Genomic DNA, 16,741 nt, shown 5'->3' with positions numbered 1-16,741 from the left:
GTGGCGTACAGGCTGGTGGCCCCGTACGCGCAGACCCGAAGGACACGCCCATGCGCACCCCGCCGCCCCTCGCCGGGGGCGCCCAAGGCCCCGACGCCCTCAGGCCGTTGCTCGCGGTCACCCTCGACGCCCTGCGCGACGGGGCGGCCGCCCGCCGCGGCCCCCTCCCCGCCGACGGCCCCCAAGCCGTCACCGACCGCCTGCGCGCCGCCGCCGAACCCGTCCTGCCCGAGCGGGGCACCGGCCCCGAAGCAGCCCTGCGCACCCTCGTCCATGCCCTCGCCGCGGGCGCCGCCGACCCCGCCGACCCCCTGTGCGCCGCCCACCTGCACTGCCCGCCACTGGCCGTCGCCGCCGCCGCCGACCTGGCCGCCTCCGCGCTCAACCCCTCCATGGACTCCTGGGACCAGGCCCCCGCCGCCTCCGCGCTCGAAGCCCTCGTCACCCGCGCCATCGCCGCCGAGATCCACCCCGACGCGGACGCCCTCGTCACCACCGGCGGCACCGAATCCAACCAACTCGCCGTGCTCCTCGCCCGCGAGACCCCGCCCGCCCAAGGCAACCGCCACCCCCTGCGCCTCGTCGTCGGCGCGAACGCCCACCACTCCCTGCCCCGCGCCGCCTGGCTCCTCGGCCTGCCCGACCCCGTCACCGTGCCCGCACCCACCGGCACCCTCGACCCCGCCGCCCTCGACGCGGCCCTCACCAGCCTGGGCGGCCCACCAGGCACGATCCTCGTCGCCGCCACCGCGGGAACCACCGACGCCGGACTCATCGACCCCCTCGACGACATCGCCGACCTGTGCGCCGCCCACGGCGCCCGCCTGCACATCGACGCCGCCTACGGAGGAGGCCTCCTCTTCAGCGACGTACGCAGGAAACTCCTGCGCGGCATCGACCGCGCCCACACCCTCACCCTCGACCTGCACAAACTCGGCTGGCAGCCCGCCGCGGCCGGCCTCCTCGCCGTCCGCGACCCCCGCGACCTCGCCGCCCTCACCCACCGCGCCGACTACCTCAACGCCGACGACGACACCGACGCCGGCCTGCCCGACCTCCTCGGCCGCTCCCTGCGCACCACCCGACGCCCCGACATCCTCAAGATCGCCGTCACCCTCAAGGCCCTCGGCCGACGCGGGATCGGCGACCTCGTCGACCGAGTCTGCGACCAGGCGCAGCGGTTCGCGGCCCTCGTCGAAGCCCACCCACGCTTCGAGCTGTACGACACACCGGCCATCAGCACCGTCCTGTTCCGGCCCGTCCACGCCGACGACACCGACCTCGCCCACACCCGAAGGAAGCTGCTCACCGCAGGCACCGCCGTCCTCGGCCGCGCCGACCTCGGCGGCCGCAGATGGCTCAAGGCGACCCTCCTCAACCCGCACACCCGGGCCGACGACCTCGCCGCGCTCCTCGCACTCGCCACCCCCCAGCCCGAACGTCCGGAAGGAACCACCCCCTGATGACCGGCACGCCCGGCACGCCCGGCACACCCGACCACCCCGGCGCCCAGCCGCGCAACACCCCCGAGGACCCCCGCGACCTCGTCGGCATCGGCATCGGCCCCTTCAACCTCTCCCTCGCCGCACTCGCCCAGCCCCTCGGCGAACTCGACACCGCCTTCTACGACCAGCACCCCGCCTTCCACTGGCACCCCGGCCTCCTCATCGACGGCGCCACCCTCCAAGTCCCCTTCCTCGCCGACCTCGTCACCCTCGCCGACCCCGCGAGCCCCTGGACCTTCCTCAACTACCTGAAGACCCGCGAACGCCTCTACCCCTTCTACTTCGCCGAGCGCTTCCACATCCAACGCGCCGAATACGACGCCTACTGCCGCTGGGTCAGCGAGAACCTCCCCGGACTCCACTTCGGCCACCAGGTCGACGCCGTCCGCTGGAACCCCGAACGCGACCTCTTCGAAGTCGACTACACCCAACTCGACACCGACGGCGAAGCCGAAGCCCTCGGCCGCACCTACACCAAGAACATCGCCCTCGGCGTCGGCACCACCCCCCACATCCCCGAACCCCTCAAGCCCCTCGCCGAAGCCCCCACCGTCCCCGTCATCCACTCCGCCGACTACCTCCACCACCGCGAACTGCTCCTCGCCGCCGAACACATCACCGTCGTCGGCTCAGGACAGTCAGGCGCCGAGATCTTCCTCGACCTGCTGCGCGCCCGCCCCGCCGGACACGAGAAGATCCACTGGCTGGCCCGCACCGAGGCCTTCGCCCCCATGGAGTACAGCAAGCTCGGCCTCGAACACTTCACCCCCGACTACACCCGCTACTTCCACGCCCTGCCCGAAGCCGTCCGCGACGGTCTCGTCCCCCACCAGTGGCAGCTCCACAAAGGCATCGACGCCGACACCATCGCCGCCATCCACGACGAGCTGTACCGACGCACCCTCCACGGCGGCTGGCCCGACGCCGTCCTCACCCCCGGCGTCCGCGTCCGCACCGCGGGCCGCGTCGCCACCACCCGCGTCGAACTCCACCTCGAACACCTCCAGCAAGGCACCCGCACCCGCCTCACCACCGACGCCGTCATCCTCGCCACCGGCTACCGCGAACGCCCCCTCGACCAACTCCTCGCCGGCCTCGACCCCTACATCCGCAAGGACTCCTCCGCCCGCCCCCGCATCGACGAGCAGTACCGCCTCGCGCTCGACCCCTCCATCACCGGCACCGGCAGCAACATCTACGTCCAGAACGCCGAACGCCACACCCACGGCGTCGGCGCCCCCGACCTCGGCCTCGCCGCCTGGCGCAGCGCCACCATCCTCAACACGCTCACCGGCAAGACCCCCTACCCCCTGCCCCGGCGCACCGCCTTCACCAGCTTCGGCCTGAGCACCCCCGAACAGCACACCAGCGCCACCGGCCGCATCGGCGAACAGCGCGGAAACCTCGTACGCCTCAAGAACTGACCGGTGCCTCAAGAACTGACCGTCGCCTCAAGAACTGACCGGCCCGCCGAGCTGCCCGATCGAGGCAGCCACCCGCCGCGTCCTCGGACACGACCACACGGCGGCACCCGCCACCACCCCGGCCTCCAGCGGATGCGAGCCGGGGTGCTCGGGGCACTCCGGCCACACGGCGGGCCGCAGCGCCGCGCACAACGCCTCGACCGCCCAGTCCTGGGCCTGATCCGCCAAGTCCGCCGTCCGCTCGGCCGCACTCCCACCGAAGCGCGCGACGAGCCCGGCACCCGAACCGTCCGGCTCGTAGAGCACGACAAGCTCCCCGATCACGTCGTCCCGCTCCTCCCGGACGAGGGGAGGCACCGCACAGGTGGCCCTCAAGTCGCGGAGCACGGGGTCGAGCGCGGCGGCGAATTCCTGATCCATGGGCGGAATTGTCCACCCCCAAGCGCCCCGACACCCTCGAATATTCCTTCGAGAAAGAGGGTGTAAGCCGAAATATCCACCCCCGCGCCCCGGTTCAGACGACCATGATCACAGAGACCACAGCCTCCTGGACCGCAGCCTTCCGCTCCGCCGTCATCAGCCCCCACGAGAAGAGCGACCTCTTCGAACGCCGCTCCTTCTCCGCCCAGACCCTCCGCCAGATCATCCGTCTCGACGGCGGCGGCACCGCCCTGCGCATCCGCCTCACCAACCGCTACGGCAGAACACCCCTGCACATCGGCGGCGCCCACCTCGCCCTGCGCACCCGAGGCAGCGGCATCGAACCCGGCAGCGACACCCCCCTGCACGTCGACGGCACCGCGGACTTCACCATCCCCGCCGGCGGCGAAGCCCTCACCGACCCCATCGAACGCCCCGTGACCGCCGGTGACGAACTCGCCCTCACCCTCTGGCTTCCCGACGACACCGGCCCCGCCACCTACTCCGCCGTCCCCCTGCGCACCGGCTACGCCGTCCCCGGCAACGCCCTCACCACACCCACCCTCGACGGCACCCAGGGCCTCGAAGAGCTCGCCACCCGCCACTTCATCGCCGGCGCCGACGTCCTCGCCCCCCGAGGCACCGCCGTCACCGTCGCCTTCGGAGACTCCTGGTTCGAAGGCACCGGCACCACCCCCGACACCGACAACCGCTTCCCCGACCTGCTCAACCAGCGCCTGCGCGCCGCCGGAAGCACCGGCTGGGTCGTCAACCAAGGCCTCTCCGCCAACCGCCTGCTCACCGACGAAATCGGCGAACACGCCCTCGCCCGCCTCGAACACGACGTCCTCGACGTCCCCGGCGCCACCCACGTACTGCTCCACTTCGGCCTCAACGACCTCGGCATCCCCGGCCAGGAGGCCTACCCCGCCACCGCGCCCATCCCCACGGCCGCCGACCTCATCACCGGCCTCACCACCCTCGCCGACCGCCTCCACGCCGCCGGCCTCACCACCATCGCCACCACCGTCGGCCCCTACAAGGACACCGTCTTCGAGGGCTACGCCACCCCCGAAGGCCTGGCCGTCGCCCGCGAGGTCAACGACTGGATCCGCGGCACCGAAAGCCCCTTCGACGCCTACGCCGACTTCGCCGCCGCCGTCGCGGACCCGGCCGACCCCGACCGGATCCACGACGACTACGACAGCGGCGACGGCCTCCACGTCAACGACGCCGGCGCCCAGGCCCTCGCCGACTCCGTCGACCTCACCACCCTCAAGTCCTGACCCCCTCCAGAGATCCGTGGGTCGAACAGGAAGGATTCCCACGGCGGTGATCCGGTATGAGGACGGCTCGGTCTGCGGGGGACGGATCAGTCGGTGGATCTGTCCATCCTGACGTCCGTTTCCAGCGTCTCTCCTTCCGGCGAGTTGTACACGTCCACGCTGACGTACTTGCCATCGACACCGGGGAGGTGGGTGATCTCCAGGACCGGACCGTCCTTGCGGCAACCGGGATCGGACTCGGTGTCGTCCGCCCGTAGTGTCGACGGGGCGGTGTGCAGCGTGGTCTCCCGGAGTTCCTCGCTCTTGTAGTCATTCCACTTCTCCACGAGGGAGAACGCTTCGGTGACGTAGCGGCAGGTCTTGCCGTACTCCTTGGTGCGGATGCCTATGCCGTTCTTTCCGGGACCGGTGAGATTCATGTCGAACGCGTCGTAATGGATGATTTGGTCGGGATCTCGGGGGCTCCGCCGGCCTCCGAAGGGGTCTATCAGCCTGCTTTCCGGATCGGACAGCGGATCCTTCTTGAAGGTCAGGGTCTCCGCCTCGCCCGTCGTCAGATCGATGTTGCCGCCGAGACTCACGAGGGACATCGCGGGCTGCCGCTTATCGCAGTCCTCGGCGGCAGCCTTCGGCTCGGCGCGCTCCAGGGTGCCTGCGGCTATCTCGATCGATGGGGACGTGTCGGACACGGAGGTGAGGCGTCCGCTGTAGACGCACACGTGCCGATCGATCAGCTGGGAGTACTCGACGACCTTGTCGCCGCGCCCGCCCTTGGTGATTTCGAGGCGAGCGAGGGGGTCCCCGGCCGTGGCTTCGGCGTCAATGAACGGACCCGTCCAGGTACCGAAGAATCCGGCCGGCACGATGTTGGACTTCTTCTCGCCCCCGCCGTCCCAGGGGCGGATCACGAAGAGGCCGCCCACGAGTACGGCGAGGGCGGTGGCGGACGCGGCGGCCACGACAATGCGGCGCCGACGCGGGCCAGTTGGGGCTGAAGGGTCGTGAGCCGTGCTGGTGGGTGCGTTGTGCAGGGAGGGTGCGGGCGGCAGTGGGGGTGTCTGTGCGGGTGTCTGCCAGGCGGGTTGAGGATCCTGGTACGTGGGCGCGGCAGTCGGCGCTGAGGGCGAAAGCAGGGCGGGAGCCGGGACGGAGATGACCGTCGGGTCAGGGGTCTGGAGCGGTGCGAAGTCCAGCAACTGTGCGGAGTGGCGCCCCAGTTGACTGAGCACCCTTCCCGGTAGCCAGGGCTCGTCGGAGTCCGTGGCGGTGCGGGCCACATCCTGAGCGGTGGGCCGCAGGGCTGGGTCCTTCTGCAGGCACTGCTGTACGAGTCCGAGGAGGGACTCCGGCACACCCGCCAGGTCTGGTTCCTCCTCCGCGACCCGGAACATCAGGGCGTGCAGCCCGCTGTCCGTTGTGCCGAAGGGTGAGCGTCCGGTGGCGGCGTAGGCGAGGACCGAGCCGAGGCAGAAGATGTCGGAGGCAGGCGTGAGCCGTTGCCCCCGCACCTGCTCCGGCGACATGAACCCGGGCGAACCGATCACCGCGCCGGTACGCGTCATTGGACCCTCGGCCAGAGTCTCCAGCGCCCGCGCGATGCCGAAGTCGATGACCCGCGGCCCGTCCACCGTCACCAGGACGTTCCCCGGCTTGAGGTCACGGTGAATCAGCCCCGCCGTATGGATCTCGGTCAGCGCGAGGGCGAGTCCGCTCGCGAGTGCGCATACCGAAACCTCGGGCAGCGGGCCGAAGTCCTCGGCCACCACGGCCTGCAGCGACGGGCCGGCGACGTACTGTGTGGCAACCCAGGGCACTTGGGCCTCGGTGTCGGCGTCGAGTACCGCCGCCGTCCACGCCCCGCCCACCCGCCGCGCGGCCGCGACTTCGTTCGCGAACCGCCGCCGGAATTCGGGGTCTTTGGCGTACGCGGTCTGCACGACCTTGACCGCGACGGTCCGACCGACATCCGAGCGCCCCAGGTAGACCAGTCCCATGCCGCCCGCGCCCAGGCGCGCGATCAGACGGTACGGGCCTATGTGAGACGGATCTTCGGTGATCAATGGGTCCACGGCAGGACCCTAGTCGATGGCGGTTCGGCGGATCAGTCGGTTGGCTTGAACAGCGAGCCAGTGTGCCCCGAGTCCCCGTAGAGCGGGCGGAGCATGTCCACGTAGATGCTGTCGATCGACACGCCAACGTTGTTGAGTTGGAGGTCCAGGAGCGGACCGGCATCGGGGCAGCCCTTTTCGGACTTGGCGTCGTCACTCAGTGTCGCTGGGGTGGTGTGCAGCGTGTGTACCCCGTCGTCGTCGGTGAGGGCGAAGGGCTCGGTGACGTAGTGGCAGATCTTGCCTTCCTCCTTACTGCGGAAGACCACGCCCTGTTCTCCCAGCCCGGAGACCGTCAGGTCGAGCTCCATCTCGTAGTCGAAGCCCTCCTCGAAGTGCATGCCGAGGTCGCCGCTCCAGGAGCCACGGAAGGGCTCGAGCACCTTGGTGCCCGGATCACTGAGCCGGTCCTTCGTGAGGATCATGGAGGACGCCTCGCCCGTCACCAGCTCGAAGGTGTCGTCGCGCGGGCTCTTGAGGGTCATCGCGGGCCGCTCCTCGGCGCATTCGCCGGAGGCGGCCTTCGGCTCGGCGCGCTCCAGAGTGCCCTTACCGACCTTGACCACCGTGCTGCCGGACACGGAGGTGAGGCGGCTGCTGTAGACGCACACGTGGCCACCGAACCGCTGGGAGTACTCGACGACCTTGTCGCCGCGCCCGCCCTTGGTGACTTTGAGGCGGACGAGATGGTCTGGGGTGGACGGGCCTCCCGCGAACGCGCCCTGCCAGGTGCCGGCGAACTTCGCGGGCAGGGTGCTGGTCTTGTTCTTCTCGCCCCCGCCACCGCCGCTCTGCGGGGAGTCGCCGTCCCAGGGGCGGATCACGAAGAGGCCGCCCACGAGTACGGCGAGGGCGGTGGCGGACGCCGCGGCCACGACAAGTCGACGCCGACGAGGCCGAGTGGGAGCCGAGGGGGCGGAGGCGGCGCTGGTAGGTGCGTTGTGCAGGGCGGGTGCGGCCGGCGGTGGGGGTGTGTGCGTGGCTGTCTGCGTGCGGGCCTCCCAGGCGGGTCGAGGACTTGGGTGCGTGGGCGTGGCAGCCGGCGCCCCGGCCGGTGCGGCGGGCGGAACCGGGGCAGCTGGGCCGGAGATGGCTGTCGGCTCAGGGGTCTGGAGGGGTGCGAAGTCCAGCAACTGTGCGGAGTGGCGCCCCAGTTGACTGAGCACTCTCTCCGGCAGCCACGGCTCGTCCGGGTCCGTGGCGGTGCGAGCCATGACGTCCTGGGCGGCGGGCCGCGCGCCGGGGTCCTTCCGTAGACACTCCCGTACGAGCCCAAGGAGGGGTTCCGGTATGCCGTTGAGGCCGGGTTCTTCTTTCGCGACCCGGAACATCAGGGCGTGCAGCCCGCTGTCCGTTGTGCCGAAGGGTGAGCGTCCGGTGGCGGCGTAGGCGAGGACCGAGCCGAGGCAGAAGATGTCGGAGGCAGGCGTGAGCCGTTGCCCCCGCACCTGCTCCGGCGACATGAACCCGGGCGAACCGATCACCGCGCCGGTACGCGTCATTGCACCCTCGGCCAGAGTCTCCAGCGCCCGCGCGATGCCGAAGTCGATGACCCGCGGCCCGTCCACCGTCACCAGGACGTTCCCCGGCTTGAGGTCACGGTGGATGAGCCCCGCCGTATGGATGTCGACCAGAGCCCGCGCCAGACCGCTCGCGAGGGCGCGTACCGACGCCTCCGGCAGCGGGCCGAAGTCCTCGGCCACCACGGCCTGCAGCGACGGGCCGGCGACGTACTGTGTGGCAACCCAGGGCACTTGGGCCTCGGTGTCGGCGTCGAGTACCGCCGCCGTCCACGCCCCGCCCACCCGCCGCGCGGCCGCGACTTCGTGCGCGAACCGCCGCCGGAATTCGGGGTCCTTGGCGTACGCGGTCTGCACGACCTTGACCGCGACGGTCCGACCGACATCCGAACGGCCCAGGTAGACCAGTCCCATGCCGCCCGCGCCCAGGCGCGCGATCAGACGGTACGGGCCTATGTGAGACGGATCTTCGGTGATCAATGGGTCCACGGCAGGACCGTAGCGGATCGGGCGGGGCGTGTCCGGTGGATCAGGGCCTGGGGCGGTGAGGGCCGAGGAGTATGCGGCAAGCCGGACGCCGATGAGCCGCACCCAGTCGCCGCACAGCCGGGGGGGACCTCCGTTCAGATGGGGTGAACTGGCCGCGAATGTTGTCACCTGCCCGGGAGTTGGCGCCGCCCGCCATCCGACGCCGGCGGGACTTGGGCGTTCGCAGACGTGGACTGGACGGTCGGGCGGACTGGCGGTGGCTGGGCCGCATCGACCAGCGTGAAGCCGTCTTCGTCGACGGTCTCTACGGCACGGTCCTGCGGCTTTCGTCGCGGTCGAGCGTGGTGCTGCCGGAGCTACGTATCACGCCGGGCCACGGACACTTCACATGATTGCTGGCCGATCAGTGCGCCAAGGGCGGTTACGGCTACACCTACTGGATGCCCAGGACGGTGGCCGCCACGGTGCACGGCTACCGCCGCCGGGGCGGCCTCACCCCGCTTCACAGCACGCCCCGACCGCGGCCGGATTCGGCCAGGCCGCCTGGCTGAGGAGCGGATCCGCATTCCGCCCCCGAATTGAGCAACTGGTGCGGATGGCTGGACCTCGCCGATGCGAGGCGGCGTCCAGCACTGGTCACTCCGGCCATATGAGGCCGGACCGGCCTCCAGCACTGCCTCCAGGGCGCATAGTTGACTGGCATCGAGCTTGCGTGGGCGCCACCGGGGCCCTTGGAGACCAGCGCCTGCCGGCCTCCCGAGACCAGGGCCCGACGCCAGCGATTGGGGATACTTCATACCTCCGGCATGGCGCAGCCCACGACACACGTCACGACCCCACGTAACCCGCACCGCTAATGATCTCTAGAACACCGGCACACCGTCCCGGGTCAGCCTCCAGCCGACCGACGCGAACTCACCCGGGTCCACCGTCCCCTTCGCCTTCACCCAACCGATGATCGTGTTCCGGATCTCCTCCGAATTCGCCCACAACTGCTTGGCACCCGCGATGTGCGGGAAATTGCCGCCACCACTCGCCCGGTAATTGTTCACCGCCAGCACGAACTCCGCCTTCGGATCGATGTCCTTGCCCTCGAAGGCCAGCTTCACGATGCGCGACCCGACCGGCTTCGCGACATCGATCTCGTACGTCACCCCATACACCGCGTCATAGTTGTAATCCGGGATCTTGTCGGCGTTCGTCAGCTTCGCCGGATCCACCGGAGCACCCGCGGGCGTCTGCACGTAATAGCGCGCCGAGAACTCCAGATACTCCTTGAGCTGCGCACCCGTCACCAGCCGCGCCTCCAGCGTGTTCTCGAACGGATAGAGACCCGCGGCGTCCCGGATCGTCACCTCACCCGCCGGTATCCGCGCCGTCCGCGAGAAACACGACGCCTGCGACAGCACCGGCAGCGCCGCATACGCCCCGCCCTTCAGCGCCTCCGCCACCGTCTCCCGCTGCACCTGATTGATCAGATCGATGATCGCGACATCCTTGTACGGGCCTTCGGCCGTACTCATCGCCTCCAGCGACGTACCGATCACCTGATTGACGTACGCGACGACCTTCTTGTGCTCATCGGCGAGCAGCCGCGTGATCTTCTCGTCCTCCACCGCCGCATTGGAGTTCAGGACCTTCGCCCCGACCTTCTCCACCGTCCAGCGGCCCCGCGCCCACACCAGATCGAAGTCGAACAGCGTCAACCGCTGCCCCCACTTCAACGGCTCCGACAACACGACCTTCTTGCCGGTCGCCTTGTTCTCCACGAAGTACTCCGGGATCTCCGTGTGCGCGTGCCCCACCAGAATCGCGTCGATCCCCGGCACCTGCTCGGCCACAAGCCCCGCGGCGTTCTCCACATACGGCAGCTGATCACCGTACGACGACGTACCACTCGACCCCGAATGCGCCGACACGATGACGACATCCGCGCCCATCGAACGCAGCCTCGGCACCCACTTCGCCGCCTGCTCCTCAAGACCCGGGAACGTCATCTTCCCCTGCACGTTCGCCTTGTCCCAGATCGCGATACCCGGATTCGTCAACCCGAGCACCGCCACCTTCACATCCCGGCCGTGCGGCGTCCGCAGACACTTCATGAAGTACGGCGGGAAAGCCGGCCGCTGCGTCTTCGCATCCAGCGCGTTCGCCCCGAGCAGCGGGAAATCACACTGCTCCTCGAACTTCCGCAGCACCGGAATACCGTAATTGAACTCATGATTGCCCAGCGCCGCCGCGTCGTACCCGATCGCGTTCATCGCCTGCGCCATCGGATGCACCGGACCGCGCGCGGCGGTGATCGGATCCACCTTCGCGTAGTAGTACGACAGCTGCGTACCCTGAATCGTGTCGCCCGCGTCGATCAACAGCGTGTTCCGGCGGCCCTTCTCCGCACGGACCTCGTTCACCAGCGTGGAGATCTTCGCCAGGCCCACATCGTTGTGATCCTTGTCGTCGAACTCCTTGTCCGTGAAGTAGTCCCAGTTGAAGACGTTGCCGTGCAGATCCGTCGTCCCCAGCACGGTGAACGAGTACCGCTTCGCCCGCCCACCGGGCCTCCCCTCTGCCCCGGCACTCCTCGCCTCGGCCACGGACGGCGCGACCACCCCACCCGTGAGCGCCACACCAGCACCGGTGGCGGCGGACGTGCCCAGGAACTTCCTGCGGTTCAGCGGCATTTCTGTACTCCTCGGTCGACCGTAGTAACGCGCGTAGATTCTGGCCCCGAAAACCACATCCGCGACAGACCCCGCAGGTTTCGATCCGATGACTGTCACCCGCCCCCACCTGCTGCGAGAGTGAGCCCATGAACACCATTGAGGGCACCACCCCCGCCCCCCACACCCCCTACGGCACCCCCGACGCCCCCCGCGTCGCCGTCCGCGGTGAAGCCCACCTCGAAGTCGACCCCGAGATCGCCCGCATCAGCATCACCATCAGCGCCCGCGGCACCGACCGACGCGACGCCCTCAACGACCTCACCCGACGCAACACCACCGCCCTCGACCTCATCAAGAGCTACGGCGACGCCGTCGACAGAGTCGAGACCGGCACCCTCTCCATCACCCCCGAACTCACCAAACACGGCCGCGGCGAACGCATCCGCGCCTACCACGGCCGCGTCCACCTCACCGCCGAACTCACCGACTTCACCGCACTCGGCGAACTCACCACCCGCCTCGCCGACCTCGACCTCACCCAGGTCGAAGGCCCCTGGTGGGCCCTGCGCCCCGACTCACCCACCCACCGCCGGGCCCGCCAGCAAGCCGTCCGGGAAGCGGTACAACGCGCCCGCGAATACGCCGAAGCCCTCGGCACCACCCTCGCCGCCCTCGTCGAACTCGCCGACGTCGGCGCGGAGAACACCCCCGTATACGGTTACGGAGGCCCAGCCGGCGGCATGCGCTCCGCCGCCTACGGAGGCGCACCCGACTTCGCGGAGGAAGCGGCCCCCCTCGACCTCGAACCGCAGCGCCAGCACGTCTACGCGCAGGTCAACGCCCGCTTCACCCTCGTCCCGCCAGAGCTGACGGCATGAATGTATGAACGTATGAGCCCATGAACGGTATGAACGGCCTCAGGCCAGCATGCCCCCGTCGACCCGAAGCACCTCACCAGTGACATACGAGGCACGGTCACTCAACAGCCACGCGGCCGCCTCGGCGATCTCCCGCGGCTCCGCACCACGACCCAGCGGCGTCCGCGCATTGAGCGCGTCCACGGTGCCCGGAGACCGCTCCTCCCACTCGAACAGCAACTCGGTGAGCGTAGTGCCGGGCGCGATGGCGTTCACACGAATGCCCTCAGGCCCATACGTGGCCGCCGCCGAAGCCGTCAGACTGTTCAACGCCCGCTTCAGCGCCCCGTACACGGGAAGCTGCGGATTGGCCATCAGCGCACCGACACTGGACGTGTTGACGATGGCCCCCCGCCCCGCCGTCGCACGCATGGCGGCGATCTCGGCGGACATGGCCACCCACGGCCCCTTCAGGTTGACGGCGTAGACGTGATCGAGATCGGCCTCCGGCAACTCATCCAGCGGACCGGGCGGCTGACCCGTCGCACCGTTGTTGAAGGCCACGTCGAGCCGACCGTACAACTCCACGGCACGACCGACCGCGGCACGCACGCTCACCGGGTCGGCCAGATCGCACACCACATGGTCCGCGACACCGCCGGACGCCCGGATCTCCCCGGCCACCGCCTTGAGCTGATCCTCCGAACGAGCCGCCAGCAGCACCCGGGCACCCTCCTCGGCGAACAGCCGCGCCGCGGCGGCACCGATCCCGCGACCGGCACCGCTGATGAAGGCCACCTTCCCGGCGAGCAGGCCCGAAGCCGCGGCGGACGAGGCCGACGTGTCGTTCAGGGCGTTGTCGTCCAGGGCGCTGTTGTCCAGGGTGTCGCTGTGCAGGGTGTCGCTGTTCGAGATGTTGTCCGTGACGTTGTCCATGCCGACGAGCCTGCGCCCCGCCACCCCGCCCATCCAGGCACCAGCAGTACCTGGCTGGGCACCACCACACCAGTACACACTGGACACGTGGACCGACGAGTACGACAAGAACTGGGCGACTTCCTGCGCAGCAGACGCGCCCGCATTACCCCCGCCGACGTGGGAATACCCGCCGGCACACGCCGCCGCACCCCCGGCCTGCGCCGCGAGGAGGTGGCACAGCTCGCCTTCATCTCACCCGAGTACTACGCACGCCTCGAACAGGCCCGCGCCCCCCACCCCTCCCGCGAGGTACTGACCCAACTCGTCCGCGCCCTGCGCCTGTCGGACGCCGAGCGCGACCACCTCCACCACCTCGCCGGACTTCCCCCCGGCCCACCGCCCGGACCCTCCCGAGAAGTGCGGCAGAGCATCGTCGACCTACTGCACCGGCTCCCGGACGCCGCGGCGGTCGTCCTCTCGGCCACCTACGAGGTCATCGCCTGGAACCCCCTGGCAGCCGCCCTCATGGAGGACTTCTCCGCCCTGCCCCCGCGCGAACGGAACCTCATCCGGCGCGCCTTCCTCACCCCGCACCCGCACGGCCGACGGCTGTACGGCGTCGCGGGCGCCGAGGAGTTCGCACGCACCGCCACCCAGCACCTGCGCGCGGCCGCGGCCCGCTACCCCCACGACCCGGAAGTGACCGGCCTGATCGAGGAACTCCGCGTCGGCAGCGCGGAGTTCGCCCGGCTGTGGACCGCCCACGACGTGACCGACCGGCCCATCCCGTGCACGACCTTCGAGCACCACCTCATCGGTACCGTCGCCCTCAGATGCGACGTCCTGGACATCGCCGACCGGGACCAGCGCGTCCTCATCTACTCCGCTGCCCCCGGCTCACCGTCGGAGGAGGCACTGCGCCTGCTGTCGGTCGTCGGCACCCAGCGCATGGACGTGCCCGGTTGAGCCCCGCCCGGAAAACCGCTCATCGGAGCGACGCCCCGCACACTTCAACACTTGTCAATAGCCCTTCACGCAAAGGTTGTTGAGTAGTCACGACGAACCAATTCTCTACCCACCGGTAAGCCCTAGGCTCGAACCATGCGCCGAGCAAAAATCGTCTGCACCCTGGGACCCGCCACCGACTCGTACGACCAGATCAAAGCACTGGTCGAAGCCGGTATGGACGTCGCACGCTTCAACCTCAGCCACGGCACCCACGCCGACCACGAGGAGCGCTACCAGCGCGTGCGCAAGGCCTCCGAAGAGACCGGCCGCAGCGTCGGCATCCTCGCCGACCTTCAAGGCCCGAAGATCCGTCTCGGCCGCTTCCGCGAAGGCCCCGTACTCCTTGAACGCGGCGACACCTTCACCATCACCGTCGAAAAAGACGTAGAAGGCGACCGCCAACACTGCGGCACCACCTACAGCGGCCTCGCCCAGGACGTCACCACCGGCGAACGCATCCTCGTCGACGACGGCAAGGTCACCCTCGAGGTCACCGCCGTCGACGGCCCGCGCGTCACCACCACCGTCGTCGAAGGCGGCATGGTCTCCGACCACAAGGGCCTCAACCTCCCCGGCGTCGCCGTCTCCGTCCCCGCCCTCTCCGACAAGGACGAGGCCGACCTCCGCTGGGCCCTCGGCACCGGATTCGACGTCATCGCCCTCTCCTTCGTCCGCAGCGGACGCGACATCGAAGACGTCCACCGCATCATGGACGAAGAGGGCCGCCGCCTGCCCGTCATCGCCAAGGTCGAAAAGCCCCAGGCGGTCGAGAACATCGAGGACATCGTCGCCGCCTTCGACGGCATCATGGTCGCCCGCGGCGACCTCGGCGTCGAAATGCCCCTCGAACAAGTCCCCATCGTCCAGAAGCGCACCATCAAACTCGCCAAGCGCAACGCCAAACCCGTCATCGTCGCCACCCAGATGCTCGACTCGATGATCGACAACTCCCGGCCCACGAGGGCCGAGGCAAGCGATGTCGCCAACGCCGTCATCGACGGCACCGACGCCGTCATGCTCTCCGGCGAGACCAGCGTCGGCAAATACCCCGTCGAGACCGTCCGCACCATGGGCCGCATCGTCGAAGCGGCGGAAGAGGACATCCTCGCGAAAGGCCTCCCGGCCCTCACCGAGCGGAACAAGCCCCGCACCCAAGGCGGCGCCGTCGCCCGGGCCGCCGCCGAAATGGGCGACTTCCTCGGCGCGAAATTCCTCGTCGCCTTCACCCAGTCCGGCGACACCGTCCGCCGCCTCTCCCGCTACCGCTCACCCATCCCCCTCCTCGCCTTCACCCCCGACAAGGCCACCCGCTCCCAGCTGAACCTCACCTGGGGCGTGGAGACCTTCCTCGGCCCGCACGTCGAATCCACCGACGCGATGGTCGACCAGGTCGACGAGCTGCTCCTGAAGATCGGCCGCTGCGAGAAGGGCGACGTGGTCGTCATCACGGCGGGCTCCCCGCCGGGGGTCTCGGGCTCGACCAACCTGGTACGGGTGCATCGCATCGGCGAGAGCGGGGACCACGAGTAGCCTCCGGCGGTTGGGTCAGTGCTTGGGGCCGATGTGGGCGTCCATGAGGGCTACGGAGGCTTTGCGGGCGACGGAGATGTTGTACGGGTTGCCGTGGCGGGTGCAGTGTGTCCATTCGATGCCGAGCCGGTCGAGGGTGTCGGTGTAGAGCTGACGGATGTCGTCGGACACGTTGGTGAAGAAGTACCTGGGGTATTCGTAGCGCTTGCGTTCCCCGCCGACGATGCGGGTCGTCCAGTTCGTGATACGGCAGCCGTCGGAGTGGACCAGGCCTCGGAGGAGGTCCCAGGGGTGGGCGTCAACGATTGTCTGCTGCCAGGGTTCGAGGGCGATCTTGCGGTCGTGCTTCTTGCCGGGGCCGTGCTGGGGGAACATGCACCACAGGTGGTTCGAGTAGACCTTCACGTTGCGACAGCCGGTCCGGCGAACGCGGCAGACCGAGTTGTCGGGGAACACCGTGCGCATCGCTGCTTCGCAGAGATCCATGAGCCCCTGCCACGCCTCGGCGCAGACGATCATCAGGCTCGGGACGCGGTGGGCGGAGTATCGGATGATGTGTCCGTCGCCGAGATAGAGACCCAGTAGATACGAGTACGCGGCTTCGTCGAGCTCGCGGCCATCACAGCGTGGGCACTTCGGGTCGTGTCGCCCTGGGCACTCACCCCGCTTGGCTCGGTCCATGTGCTTCCAGTAGCCGATGGTGCCAAGTGGGACGTTCAGTTCGCGCGCGACCTGAGCGTTCCTCGCGCCGCCGCGCAGCAGTGTGAGCGCCTTCTGTCGTACTTCAGTGCTATGGAAGTTCATGCGGCAACTCTGTGTCGCTGAACATGGCCGTGTGTAACAAAAAGCGGAGATCCACGAGAACGTGGACCTCCGCTTTTCTGAAAGGTGCCGGGTGCGGGATTCGAACCCGCAAGCCCTCTCAGGCAGAGGTGTTTGAGACCTCCGTGTATACCGTTCCACCAACCCGGCCAGGCGCTGCCGGAAGTGTACCGGGTCACCGCGTGCCACCG

Annotated in this window: 12 protein-coding genes and 1 tRNA gene; 6 read left to right on the top strand and 7 right to left on the bottom strand. The window is 69.2% G+C overall.

The features are described from left to right. Nucleotides 1–50 precede the first annotated feature (50 nt). Nucleotides 51–1,463, top strand: a complete 1,413-nt coding sequence (locus tag DMA15_RS08855) for an aminotransferase class V-fold PLP-dependent enzyme (protein ID WP_125512209.1) — start codon at nt 51–53, stop codon at nt 1,461–1,463. Then, nucleotides 1,463–2,929 (top strand): SidA/IucD/PvdA family monooxygenase, encoded by a 1,467-nt coding sequence (locus DMA15_RS08850; RefSeq protein WP_125512208.1) that lies wholly within the window; start codon nt 1,463–1,465, stop codon nt 2,927–2,929. Before DMA15_RS08855 ends, DMA15_RS08850 begins: the two co-directional genes overlap by 1 nt. 27 nt (nt 2,930–2,956) lie before the next feature. Here DMA15_RS08850 and DMA15_RS08845 read toward each other — a convergent pair whose 3' ends face one another. Then, nucleotides 2,957–3,349: a hypothetical protein gene (locus tag DMA15_RS08845; RefSeq protein WP_125512206.1), complete on the bottom strand. Its 393-nt coding sequence runs from the start codon at nt 3,347–3,349 to the stop codon at nt 2,957–2,959. A 104-nt stretch (nt 3,350–3,453) separates the two neighbouring features. Between DMA15_RS08845 and DMA15_RS37955 the strand changes: the two genes are divergently transcribed. Then, a complete protein-coding gene (locus DMA15_RS37955; protein WP_125512204.1) occupies nt 3,454–4,635 on the top strand; it encodes a GDSL-type esterase/lipase family protein in 1,182 nt (393 codons plus the stop codon). A gap of 86 nt (nt 4,636–4,721) precedes the next feature. Here the strand turns inward: DMA15_RS37955 and DMA15_RS08835 are convergent, their stop codons facing one another. The 3 genes from DMA15_RS08835 to DMA15_RS08820 all read right to left on the bottom strand — a co-directional run bounded on the left by DMA15_RS08835 (nt 4,722) and on the right by DMA15_RS08820 (nt 11,433). Next, nucleotides 4,722–6,704: a serine/threonine-protein kinase gene (locus DMA15_RS08835; RefSeq protein WP_125512202.1), complete on the bottom strand. Its 1,983-nt coding sequence runs from the start codon at nt 6,702–6,704 to the stop codon at nt 4,722–4,724. A gap of 32 nt (nt 6,705–6,736) precedes the next feature. Next, on the bottom strand, nt 6,737–8,752 hold the full coding sequence (locus DMA15_RS08830; RefSeq protein ID WP_125512200.1) for a serine/threonine-protein kinase: 2,016 nt from the start codon (nt 8,750–8,752) through the stop codon (nt 6,737–6,739). Nucleotides 8,753–9,615: 863 nt separating this feature from the next. Beyond that, a complete protein-coding gene (locus DMA15_RS08820) occupies nt 9,616–11,433 on the bottom strand; it encodes a 5'-nucleotidase C-terminal domain-containing protein (RefSeq protein WP_125512199.1) in 1,818 nt (605 codons plus the stop codon). Nucleotides 11,434–11,561: 128 nt separating this feature from the next. On the opposite strand from DMA15_RS08820, the gene DMA15_RS08815 reads away from it, so the two are divergent. Further along, complete coding sequence (locus DMA15_RS08815) at nt 11,562–12,293, top strand: SIMPL domain-containing protein (RefSeq protein WP_125512197.1); 732 nt, start codon at nt 11,562–11,564, stop codon at nt 12,291–12,293. Nucleotides 12,294–12,332: 39 nt separating this feature from the next. On the opposite strand, the gene DMA15_RS08810 is transcribed toward DMA15_RS08815, so the two are convergent. Continuing rightward, entirely contained in the window at nt 12,333–13,124 is a 792-nt protein-coding gene (locus DMA15_RS08810) for a glucose 1-dehydrogenase (protein WP_240660181.1), read from the bottom strand. A gap of 171 nt (nt 13,125–13,295) precedes the next feature. On the opposite strand from DMA15_RS08810, the gene DMA15_RS08805 reads away from it, so the two are divergent. Both DMA15_RS08805 and pyk read left to right on the top strand, forming a co-directional pair. Further along, nucleotides 13,296–14,156 (top strand): helix-turn-helix transcriptional regulator, encoded by an 861-nt coding sequence (locus DMA15_RS08805; RefSeq protein WP_125512193.1) that lies wholly within the window; start codon nt 13,296–13,298, stop codon nt 14,154–14,156. A gap of 135 nt (nt 14,157–14,291) precedes the next feature. After that, on the top strand, nt 14,292–15,728 hold the full coding sequence (gene pyk, locus DMA15_RS08800; RefSeq protein ID WP_125512191.1) for a pyruvate kinase: 1,437 nt from the start codon (nt 14,292–14,294) through the stop codon (nt 15,726–15,728). Nucleotides 15,729–15,743: 15 nt separating this feature from the next. Here the strand turns inward: pyk and DMA15_RS08795 are convergent, their stop codons facing one another. After that, nucleotides 15,744–16,532: a helix-turn-helix domain-containing protein gene (locus tag DMA15_RS08795; protein ID WP_125512189.1), complete on the bottom strand. Its 789-nt coding sequence runs from the start codon at nt 16,530–16,532 to the stop codon at nt 15,744–15,746. Nucleotides 16,533–16,617: 85 nt separating this feature from the next. Next, nucleotides 16,618–16,700 (bottom strand) — tRNA-Leu (locus tag DMA15_RS08790). Nucleotides 16,701–16,741 lie beyond the last annotated feature (41 nt).

Source organism: Streptomyces sp. WAC 01529, assembly GCF_003945545.1.
GTDB lineage: Bacteria > Actinomycetota > Actinomycetes > Streptomycetales > Streptomycetaceae > Streptomyces > Streptomyces anatolicus.
Note: the sequence above shows the minus strand (reverse complement) of the source record. Positions and strands in the feature narration are given on the sequence as shown.